We start from the raw sequence: 10,878 nt of genomic DNA, 5'->3' as shown, positions 1-10,878 counted from the left end.
ATTCCTGCAATGTAAAGTGGATTTGGGTGATCAAATCGGCTAATGATAATATCTGTGAATATTTAGGTAAGAAGATAAAATTTTTAATCAACTATATTTATTTTATTTGTATCAATATTCTAATCAATTATAAGTTAAGGTAATGCTTAAAATAACCATTTTCCGCCCAGATTATAGTTGACGAGAATACTTAAAAGAATTTTTATCCATATATTCATTACTTAAATCTATCATCATTTAAATTATATACATGTTTTCATTAACCAATAAAAAAGCAGTTGTTACAGGTGGAGGAAGTGGGATTGGGAAAGCTATAGCAACAATTTTGGCTAAACAAGGCGCCGAAGTGCACATTATCGAACTGGGAATAGAACAAGCTGCTTCAGCTTTATCAGAAATTGAATCTGCTGGAGGAACTGCCTTTAGTTACGCTTGCGATGTTTCTGATCATCAAGCCGTTAAGGATATCTTCAATCAAATTGGACAGATTAATATTTTGGTGAACAATGCTGGAATTGCTCATATTGGTAAAGCTGATACCACTGAAGAATCAGATTTCGATCGAATTATGCGGGTAAATGTTAAAGGTGTTTACAATTGTTTGTATGCGGCAATTCCTCAAATTCGCTCAGCTGGTGGTGGAGTAATCGTTAACATGGCTTCTATTGCAGCACTAATTGGCTTGCCCGATCGCTTTGCCTACAGCACTGCAAAAGGCGCCGTAAAAGCCATGACCATGAGTGTTGCAAAAGATTATATTGGAGAAAATATTCGTTGTAATTCTATTTCGCCAGCAAGGGTACATACGCCTTTTGTTGATGGATTTTTGCAGAAAAACTATCCTGATAACATTGATGAGATGTTTGAAAAATTATCAAAAACCCAACCCATCGGCAGAATGGCTAAACCAGAAGAAATTGGTGCGCTAGCTTTGTATTTATGTAGCGATGAAGCATCTTTTATAACTGGCTGCGACTACCCTATTGATGGCGGTTTTACCACTTTGAATAACTAATAAATTTAAATTACGATAAAGAATTTTAAAATGAAATTAATAAGATTTGGTACGCCTGGATTTGAAAAACCAGGTGTAATTATAAATGATAAATACTATGATGTTTCCTCATTGGTAACTGATTACAACGAGGAATTTTTCGGTGGTGATGGATTAGAAAACCTAAAAAAAGCGATTGAATCAATAGAATTGCCCGAAGTTGATCAAAATGTTCGCTTGGGTGCAGCTTTAGCTCGGCCATCTAAAATTATTTGTGTTGGTCTAAATTATAAAGATCACGCGGCAGAAACAAACGCAGCAATTCCTACAGAACCAATTTTGTTTTTCAAGGCAACATCGGCAATTGTTGGTCCGAATGATAATTTAGTAATTCCAAAAAATAGTAAAAAAACAGATTGGGAAGTAGAATTGGCGATCGTAATTGGTAAAAAAGCAAACTATGTTTCAGAAGAAAATGCTTTAGAACATATTGCAGGTTACGTTTTGCATAACGATTACAGTGAACGTGAGTTTCAAATAGAAAGAAACGGCCAATGGGTAAAAGGCAAAAGCTGTGATACTTTCGCACCAATCGGACCATTTATTGCCACACAAGATGAAATTGCCGATGTACATAATCTTCGCCTTTGGTTAACCGTAAATGGAAAAAGCCTACAAGATGGAAATACAGCCAATCTAATTTTTAATGTGCCTTTCATGGTTTCTTACATCAGTCAATTCATGACACTTCTACCGGGCGATGTTATTACAACCGGGACTCCAGCAGGCGTCGGATTAGGTCAAAAACCTGAACCATGGTATTTAAAAGCTGGCGATGTAGTAGAACTTGGAATTGATGGCTTAGGATCTAGCAAGCAAAACGTTAAGGCATATAGCGAAAATTAAATGAGAAGGTATTGTTTAACCCTCGATTTAATCGATGACGAGAAGCTTATTGATGAATATAAGCAACACCATAAAGCCGTTTGGCCAGAAGTTTTAGAAAGCATTATTTCATCAGGGATTTTAAACATGGAGATTTATTTATCTGGAAATCGTTTATTGATGATCATGGATGTTAGTGCTAATTTTTCTTTTGAAGCCAAATCATCAGCAGATTTCGAAAACGCCAAAGTGCAAGAGTGGGAAACCTTAATGTGGAAATATCAACAAGCATTACCAGGTGCCAAAGCGGGAGAAAAGTGGCAACTGATGGATCAAATTTTTAAACTATAACCCATTTTTCAATGATTGACACGCATGTGCATTTCTGGAATTTCGACCCAATTAGAGATAATTGGATTACCGATGAGATGAGCACCATTCAAAAGGATTTCACTCCGAAAAATTTAATGCGTGTTTATAACGACTTTAAAATTTCTGGATGCGTAGCCGTTCAGGCCAGCCAATCGGAAGAGGAGAATGAGTTTCTCTTAACCTTGGCGGAGCAAAATGAAATTATAAAAGGAATAGTTGGCTGGATAGATCTTAAAAATCCAAATTTAACTGGCCGCTTAAATTATTGGAATAACTTTAAAAAAATAAAAGGCTGGCGACATGTTCTACAGGCTGAAAACGCAGCTTTCATTTTGGATAAGGATTTTATTTCTGGCATAATGCAGCTCAAAGATTATGGATATTCTTACGATCTCCTTTGTTACCATAATCAACTGGAGCATATCATAAAAATGGTTGATCAAATTCCTGATCAACCATTTGTTTTAGATCATTGTGGCAAGCCTGATGTAAAATCTCAGGATTTAAAAACCTGGACAGAGAATATCAAAACGCTTGCGCAAAACCCAAATGTTTATTGTAAGGTTTCTGGATTATTAGGAGAAGCAGATTGGAAAAATTGGAAAGAACTAGAGCTCTTTAATTGCTTTGATGTTATTTTTGACAATTTTGGAGCTAATAGAGTAATGTATGGAAGCGATTGGCCGGTTATGCTTATCAGTAGGCCATATCAAGACTGGTTTAATTTGGTTAGTAAGTATGCTGAAAGATTTACCGGGGAAGAAAGGAATCTGATTTTTGGAGATAATGCAAAGGCATTTTATAATTTATAATCAACTTAAAAGGTTTTGATGATCTGTAGCGTAGCGAAATGTTAATTTTTTTCCCCCTGGGATTAAAACTTCTTGCCTTTCATAACCCTAATTTCAGACCCCTCTGCAAGCATAACTGAATCAGGTTTCGCATTGTTTAAGAAAACAAAGTCACTTCCATAATTCTCACCAAAATCGACATCAATTTTATATTCCTTAATTGGATAAACTTCCCAACGTGGATGTTCTACACCATATTCTGAAGTTCTATTTACGCCAATTTTAGTATAACCCCAATAATGTTCAGTGATAAATTCTTCTTCGCTACCCACCAAAATCTCTTCTGCCTTTGATGATGCAATAACTGAAAATTTATTCCAGATTCTGTTTTTCCACAGATAATCAACTTCAATTTGATGCTCCTGCTCTATCCAAACATGTTTCATTGGTAATGTTTGGTAGTTTTCTTTGTAAATGGTATTCGCGACAAAAGTAATGGCAGGCAGTGGCACAATTTCTTTGATAAAAACTACGCCTCGTTTCCATTCATCGCCATCCTTGTACTTAACGTAAAAACGAAGATTTACTTCTTCGAAATTGGTATGTAAGGGGATGTTGAAGCCTCGTAATTTCACATCAACAAACATAAAACCAACGAGGCTCACATAATATTTACCTTGCCAATCATCCAATTCTGTATGTGGTGGTAAATATTTTCTAAGAATTTCAGCATCAACCGCATATTGGGCTAAGGCTAGTTTCCGCCATTCGGCTGTGAGGAATACTTTTGAATTTCCCAAAATTACAATATTGCTTGTCTAATACGAATTAGCTTAGTCAAAGTTTCCTCTAACAAATCTAAATGCAACATATTGGCACCATCAGATTTTGCATTTGCTGGGTCAGGATGTGTTTCGATGAATAAACCATCTGCTCCAACAGCAATTGCGGCTTTCGCAATCGTTAGAATTAACTCAGGCTTACCACCAGTAACGCCGCTACTTTGATTCGGTTGTTGCAAGGAATGTGTACAATCCATCACCACAGGTACACCAAAACTTTGCATTTCTGGTAAACCACGGTAATCAACAATCAAATCCTGGTAACCGAATGTGTTTCCTCTATCTGTTAAAATCACTTTGTCGTTACCAGCTTCTTTAACTTTTTCTACTGCAAATTTCATAGAACCTGCAGAAAGAAACTGACCTTTTTTTACGTTAACCACTTTACCAGTTTCGGCAGCAGCAATCAATAAATCAGTTTGGCGGCATAAAAAAGCAGGGATCTGTAATACATCTACGTAAGCAGCTGCCATTGCAGCCTCGCTACTTTCGTGAATATCTGTAACGGTTGGTACACCAAATTCACGACCAATTCGTTCTAAAATTCGCAATGCTTTTTCATCGCCAATACCAGTAAAAGAACTGCCTTTGCTCCTGTTTGCCTTGCGATAAGAGCCTTTGAAAATATATGGAATTTTAAGTTTATCAGTAATCGAAATAATCTTTTCAGCAATTCTCATAGCGATATCTTCACCCTCAATTGCACACGGACCAGCCATTAAAAAGAAATTTCCAGAATCAGTATTTTTTATTTTATCTAAATAATTAAGCATTTAATATGGATTATGTAAAATGGATGATGGTAAATGGAAAGAACAATATGAGTATTAAGCCACATCATCCATCTTACATTTACCATCTTACATCAAACACTAGTTTCCTAGTTCTGACATGAATTTAATTCGCATTAATTGGATTTCTTCGCGAGTATAGTCGGTTTCGCCAAGCTCGTTAAGTGCTTCGTCGATTGAATCACTTTCTGCAGCTCTAAAATAATCGAAAACTTCATCCTGTCTGTCATCATCAATTACTTCATCAATGAAATAGTTTAAATTAAGTTTTGTTCCCGAATTAACGATTGACTCAACCTCTTTCAAAATTTCCTCGTAAGTAATGCCTTTCGAATCTGCGATATCTTCTAAACCAATTTGTCTGTCGATATTTTGAATGATGGAAACTTTCATCTGAGATTTATTGGCCTGAGTTTTTATAATCAAGTCAATTGGTCGCTCAATGTCATTATCCTCAACATATTTTTTAATCAATTCAATAAACGTCGACCCAAATTTCATTGCTTTACCCGAACCAACGCCAGAAATCTGACGAAGTTCTTCCATCGTAATTGGATAATGCGTACACATTTCCTCCAAAGATGGATCTTGGAAAACCACAAAAGGCGGCACACTTTTTTGTTTAGCAATTTTCTTACGTAAATCTTTAAGCATTGATAAAAGATGCGTGTCTAATGCGCCGGTACCTTGTTTTACATCATCATCGTCATCATCAACACCAGTTTCAATAGGCTCGTTTAAAATAAACTTCAAGCTATATGGGTTGATAATAAAATCTCTTCCTTGCTTGGTTAATTTTAATAAACCATAATTATCAATATCCTTAAAAAGGTAATTATTTAGTACAGCTTGTCGAATAACCGATTTCCACATCAATTCTCCATCTTGCTTGCCAATACCAAATTCTGGAAATTTACTATGTTCATAAGCGATGGTTTGAGCAGTTTCCAAACCTAGAAATACATTTAACAAATGTGCGTCATCAAATTTCTCCCCTGTTTTTTCGATAAACCTTAAGGTTGTAACCAATTGATTTTCGGCATCAAACTGCTTTTTGGGTTTCTTGCAATTATCGCACATGCAATTACAACCAGTTTCGTTGAAGTTTTCTCCGAAGTAATGAAGAATTTGCTTACGGCGACAAACGCCTGATTCTGCATAATCTATAACTTCTTTTAATATCTGAGTACCAATTTCCCGTTCTGAAACTGGTTTATCTTTCATAAACTTAGCAAGCTTATCTACATCTTTCTGAGCATAAAAAGCAATGCAAATACCCTCACCACCATCACGCCCAGCTCTACCTGTTTCCTGATAATAACCCTCCATGCTTTTTGGCACATCATGATGGATAACAAAACGAACATCTGGTTTATCGATTCCCATACCGAAAGCAATGGTAGCTACAATTACTTCAGCATCTTCCATCAAAAACCTATCTTGTGTCTCAGCTCGAACTTTAGGGTCTAAACCTGCATGATATGGTAATGCACTAATACCGTTTAGGTTTAAAGCTTCTGCTACTTCCTCAACCTTTTTACGGCTAAGGCAATAGATGATTCCTGATTTACCAGGATTAGATTTAATGTATTTGATAATTTCCTTAGTGATATCCTTTTTAGGGCGGATTTCATAAAATAAATTCGGCCTGTTAAATGATGATTTGAATAATGTTGCCTCCATCATTCCCAGGTTCTTAACAATATCTTGTTGAACCTTAGGTGTAGCTGTTGCAGTTAAGGCAATAATTGGAATATTATCGCCCAAGCCAGCAATTACTTGCTTAATTTTTCTGTATTCTGGTCTAAAATCATGCCCCCATTCCGAGATACAATGTGCTTCATCAACAGCTACAAAAGAAATTTTAATCAAATTTAAAAATTCTATATTTTCTTGTTTGGCTAAAGATTCTGGAGCAACATATAATAATTTAGTATGACCACTTAGCAGGTCAGATTTAACTTGAGTAATTTCGGATTTATTTAAGGATGAGTTAAGAAAATGGGCAATACTATCATTTCCACCAAAAGCTCTTAATTGATCTACCTGGTTTTTCATTAATGCAATTAGCGGAGAAATAACAATAGCTGTTCCTTCGCTCATTAAAGCTGGCAGTTGATAGCAAATAGACTTCCCTCCGCCCGTTGGCATAATAACAAAAGTATTATTGCCCTCTAAAATATTTGTTATGATCGACTCCTGATCACCTTTGAAATTATCAAACCCGAAGAAATTTTGCAGGTTATCAAATAACGACTTTTTCACGTCCATTTTGTGTAATAAAATATGCGATGCTATTTTTGTATCCAAAATAACATAATTTTACAAGAATTTCAAGTATCCACCAACAATTATTTTCTCTTTGAAAAGTAAAAAATATATAATCCAATCAGCCATAAGCACATTAGCGCTTGAAGCAGCTGCAATATTAAATGTTGCAAAAAATATTAACGATGATTTTGAAAAGGTCGTATCTACTATTTTACGGTCTGAAGGAAGAGTAATTGTTACTGGAATTGGCAAAAGTGCAATCATCGCCCAAAAAATAGTTGCAACTTTTAATTCAACTGGAACACCTGCAATATTTATGCATGCTGCTGATGCGATACACGGGGATTTGGGGATGATCCAAAGAAATGATGTGATCATATGCCTTTCAAAGAGTGGCAATACTCCAGAAATTAAAGTATTAATACCCTTGCTAAAGGTTGCAGGAAATAAACTTATTGGTATGGTTGGCGAACTGGGATCTTATTTAGCAGAACAGGCCGACCTAATTTTAAATACTTCTTTCGAAAAGGAGGCTTGTCCACATAATTTAGCGCCAACCACAAGTACAACAGCTCAATTAGCATTGGGCGATGCGCTTGCTATCTGTTTATTGGAATGTAGGGATTTTAATGAATCAGATTTCGCAAAATACCACCCAGGTGGATCGTTAGGAAAAAAATTATACCTCAAAGCTAAAGACTTGGCAAGTTCGAATGAAAAGCCTTCAATCAGTCCAACAGCCTCAGTTAAGGATGTACTGATAGAAATTAGCAAAAACCGTTTGGGTGCAGTAGCTGTTGTAGATGATAAAAATAATGTTGTAGGTGTAGTTACCGATGGTGATATTAGAAGAATGCTCGAAAACCATAATTCTATTGCTGGTTTAAAGGCTGAGGATATTATGGGCAAAAATCCAAAAAGTATACAATATGATGCACTTGCTGTAGATGCACTTCACATAATTAAGCAAAATAACATTACACAGTTGTTAGTTCTAGAACAAAATACTTACTTTGGCATCATCCATTTACACGACCTCCTTAATGAGGGAATAGTGTAGTTTTAAAACTTGAAATGAATAAAGATTATTACGCACTTATTATGGCTGGCGGTGTTGGCAGCCGTTTCTGGCCTGTAAGCAGAACAGAATACCCTAAACAGTTTATCGATTTTTTTGGTGTTGGCAAAACGCTAATCCAAAGTACCTATGAAAGGTTTTTAAGTATTTGTCCTCCAGAAAACATTTTTATTGTTACAAATGAGATCTACTCTGATCTTATCAAGGAGCAATTACCTTTAATGAGTGATAACCAAATTTTGGCTGAGCCTTTAATGAGAAATACAGCTCCTTGTGTTGCTTATGGAAGCTTAAAAATCTATGAGCTAAATCCTAATGCAACTATTGTTGTGGCTCCATCTGACCATACCATAGCAAATGTTCCAGGTTTTATAGATTCAATAGCGCAATCGCTGGATGCCGCTTCTAAAAATGACTGTTTGATCACTTTGGGCATAAAACCAAATCGCCCTGATACAGGCTATGGATATATTCAACACACTGATTATGTTTTAAATACAGATACAGATCTTCATAAGGTTAAAACCTTTACAGAGAAACCAAATTTAGAATTAGCTAAGTCGTTTATGCAAAGTGGCGATTTTCTCTGGAATGCTGGAATATTCATTTGGTCTGCAAAGTCTATACTAAAAGCATTCGAGAAGCATTTACCAGATATGTATGAGATATTTAACGTTGGTAGATCTGAACTGAATAAGGCTGGTGAAAAAGATTTTATCAATAATGCTTATTTCCAATGTACCAATATCTCCATCGACTTTGGAATTATGGAGAAAGCAGATAATGTGTACGTTCTTCCAGCAGAGTTTGGCTGGTCTGATTTAGGTACCTGGGCCTCAATCTACGAAATGGCTGAAAAGGATTATGTAGGCAATGCTGTTATCCCATCTGAGCAAGTTATCATGTTCGATTCATCTAACTGTATGGTTAATGTTCCTAAAGATAAATTGGTTATTTTAAATGGATTGCACGATTATATCGTTGTAGAAAACAACAATATGTTGATGATTTGCCCAAGAAATGAGGAGCAGAAAGTTAAGGAGTTTGTTGCCGAGGTTAAATCTCGATTTGGCAATAAATTTATTTAGTCTTTCAAAAATTTAATAACCTGGCCAACATCCTTTGGCTCAAATGTCCTAACTGTTCTCAAAATTAATCCTTGAGAAAAGTTAGGATTTATAATATTACGGGCAACTACTGCAATCTTAGCATCTAAGGTTTTAATGTATGGATTATACATATTTGGAAGAACAGTTGAAAGCCCAACTGCATTTACCCAAGCTGTATTTCTTGCAGCGGTGATGCTAAAATTGATCACAGATTCCTTGCTTTTATTATCAACATATTGAAGCATCTTCATTGGAAAACAAATTTCCTCTAAATCCTTTTGAACGATGTTGATTAGACTTCCAATGATATCATTGATGAGATCGAAATCCTTTTTCATTAATTGAATGTCTATTCCCCTACTTGTTTCTGCCGCTGCAACTCCAAGATCTAGGTTAATATGTGCATTCATCCCCAAAAGCAAATGTTGAATAACGGTATATGGTATCGCGACAGCATCGAAAGCGGCTTTCCACGATGAAGTGGTGGGTGTTCGCTGAGATTGACAATAGTATGCATCAATGTAACGATTGGCAAAAATTACATCAAGCTTTTCCATTCGAGCTCCATCTGCAAAAAGCCCGTCATTAATTCCTTTCTGTACCGCAACGGTCATTTTACGATACAGGCATGCAAAATATCCCAATCGAGATTTTTTAGCAATACAGAAATTTATAATTTCATCTAACCTAGAAATTACCTCGGTTATTGTTTTAGCAGGTTGCATAAGCGTTTACTTCAAAATAAAAATACATAATTATATTTTAGAAGAAGAAGCAATAGAAAAATAATTAAGCTGTAGTTCGCTGTCTTACAGCCTCATAAAGAATAACACCAGCAGAAACAGATACGTTTAAGGATTCGATTTTCCCTGACATTGGAATTTTTGCTAAACGATCGGCAACACGGAGTAATTCATTTGAAATACCTTCATCCTCCGAACCCATAACAATCGCCGTTGGCATGGTGTAATCTGGAGCGTAAATTAAATCGTTGGTTTTTTCGGTACATGCCACAATTTGCAAGCCGCTTTCTTGTAAAAAAAGACAGGTTTTATGCAGATTTGAATGCCTACAAATTGGAATACTAAATAGTGCTCCGGCAGATGTTTTAATCGCATCGGCATTTATCTGAGCTGCATTTTTTAAAGGAACAACGATTGCATGTACACCAACACAAGCTGCTGTACGAGCTATTGCACCCATATTGCGAACATCTGTAACACTATCCAAAACCAAAATTAATGGCACTTCTCCTTTTTCAAAAATTGCAGGAACAATATCCTCAATATTTTGATAAGTAATTGGAGAAATTACCGCAATAACACCTTGATGATTTTTTTGAGACATTCTGTTCAATTTTTCAATCGGTACAGAATTTAATGGGATTAAGGTATCTTTCAAAAGGGCCTTTAATTCTAGAAATAACTCACCACCTAATCCACGTTGTTGATAAATCGTTTCTATATCTCTTCCAGCCTTTACAGCCTCGATTACGGCTCTTATGCCAAATACGAACTCATTATTTTCTTTTACGCGTTGCGGTCTTCTAAAATTATCCATGTTTTGAAATTGTTAGGCAAAAGTATTCAAATAAATGCTTTAGCCCTAATCTATCTCATTCTTATTAACATTTAATTGTTTAAAAAAGGTAAGCATTATAAAAAGCGAAAAAAATTAATTGCTTTAGGCATCAATTTGTTAACAAACTGCTAGTAACTTGTTAAAACAATCGGGGCAAAATTTAA

General features: G+C 35.6%; 11 protein-coding genes. 6 read left to right on the top strand and 5 right to left on the bottom strand.

Annotation, left to right across the window (positions count from 1 at the left end):
- Window positions 1-250: 250 nt before the first annotated feature.
- The 4 genes from EZ449_RS03940 to EZ449_RS03925 are packed head-to-tail and all read left to right on the top strand — an operon-like array spanning window position 251 to window position 3,063.
- Window positions 251-1,015: an SDR family NAD(P)-dependent oxidoreductase gene (locus EZ449_RS03940; protein WP_131556652.1), complete on the top strand. Its 765-nt coding sequence runs from the start codon at window positions 251-253 to the stop codon at window positions 1,013-1,015.
- A gap of 30 nt (window positions 1,016-1,045) precedes the next feature.
- On the top strand, window positions 1,046-1,900 hold the full coding sequence (locus tag EZ449_RS03935) for a fumarylacetoacetate hydrolase family protein (RefSeq protein WP_131556651.1): 855 nt from the start codon (window positions 1,046-1,048) through the stop codon (window positions 1,898-1,900).
- The gene (locus EZ449_RS03930) at window positions 1,901-2,230 is read left to right on the top strand and encodes an L-rhamnose mutarotase (protein WP_131556650.1); all 330 of its coding nucleotides are present in this window, start codon (window positions 1,901-1,903) and stop codon (window positions 2,228-2,230) included.
- Window positions 2,231-2,241: 11 nt separating this feature from the next.
- The gene (locus tag EZ449_RS03925) at window positions 2,242-3,063 is read left to right on the top strand and encodes an amidohydrolase family protein (protein WP_131556649.1); all 822 of its coding nucleotides are present in this window, start codon (window positions 2,242-2,244) and stop codon (window positions 3,061-3,063) included.
- 62 nt (window positions 3,064-3,125) lie between these two features.
- On the opposite strand, the gene EZ449_RS03920 is transcribed toward EZ449_RS03925, so the two are convergent.
- The 3 genes from EZ449_RS03920 to recQ all read right to left on the bottom strand — a co-directional run bounded on the left by EZ449_RS03920 (window position 3,126) and on the right by recQ (window position 6,946).
- On the bottom strand, window positions 3,126-3,842 hold the full coding sequence (locus tag EZ449_RS03920; protein WP_131556648.1) for a YqjF family protein: 717 nt from the start codon (window positions 3,840-3,842) through the stop codon (window positions 3,126-3,128).
- 2 nt (window positions 3,843-3,844) lie between these two features.
- Entirely contained in the window at window positions 3,845-4,657 is an 813-nt protein-coding gene (gene kdsA / locus EZ449_RS03915; RefSeq protein ID WP_131556647.1) for a 3-deoxy-8-phosphooctulonate synthase, read from the bottom strand.
- 99 nt (window positions 4,658-4,756) lie between these two features.
- Window positions 4,757-6,946: a DNA helicase RecQ gene (recQ, locus tag EZ449_RS03910; protein ID WP_131556719.1), complete on the bottom strand. Its 2,190-nt coding sequence runs from the start codon at window positions 6,944-6,946 to the stop codon at window positions 4,757-4,759.
- 91 nt (window positions 6,947-7,037) lie between these two features.
- Between recQ and EZ449_RS03905 the strand changes: the two genes are divergently transcribed.
- Window positions 7,038-8,006 carry a KpsF/GutQ family sugar-phosphate isomerase gene (locus EZ449_RS03905; RefSeq protein ID WP_131556646.1) on the top strand — a complete coding sequence of 323 codons (969 nt, stop codon included), beginning with the start codon at window positions 7,038-7,040 and terminating at the stop codon, window positions 8,004-8,006.
- Window positions 8,007-8,020: 14 nt separating this feature from the next.
- On the top strand, window positions 8,021-9,112 hold the full coding sequence (locus EZ449_RS03900) for a mannose-1-phosphate guanylyltransferase (protein ID WP_131556645.1): 1,092 nt from the start codon (window positions 8,021-8,023) through the stop codon (window positions 9,110-9,112).
- Here EZ449_RS03900 and EZ449_RS03895 read toward each other — a convergent pair.
- Both EZ449_RS03895 and rlmB read right to left on the bottom strand, forming a co-directional pair.
- The gene (locus EZ449_RS03895; protein WP_131556644.1) at window positions 9,109-9,858 is read right to left on the bottom strand and encodes a DUF5995 family protein; all 750 of its coding nucleotides are present in this window, start codon (window positions 9,856-9,858) and stop codon (window positions 9,109-9,111) included. The genes EZ449_RS03900 and EZ449_RS03895 overlap by 4 nt on opposite strands.
- Window positions 9,859-9,922: 64 nt before the next feature.
- Window positions 9,923-10,693: a 23S rRNA (guanosine(2251)-2'-O)-methyltransferase RlmB gene (rlmB, locus tag EZ449_RS03890; RefSeq protein ID WP_131556643.1), complete on the bottom strand. Its 771-nt coding sequence runs from the start codon at window positions 10,691-10,693 to the stop codon at window positions 9,923-9,925.
- Between the last annotated feature and the right edge of the window lie 185 nt (window positions 10,694-10,878).

Origin of the sequence: Pedobacter frigidisoli (genome assembly GCF_004331675.1) — a bacterium.
GTDB classification, from domain to species: domain Bacteria; phylum Bacteroidota; class Bacteroidia; order Sphingobacteriales; family Sphingobacteriaceae; genus Pedobacter; species Pedobacter frigidisoli.
The sequence above is the reverse complement of the archived record's forward strand: the minus strand, read 5'-3'. Positions and strand labels throughout refer to the sequence as shown.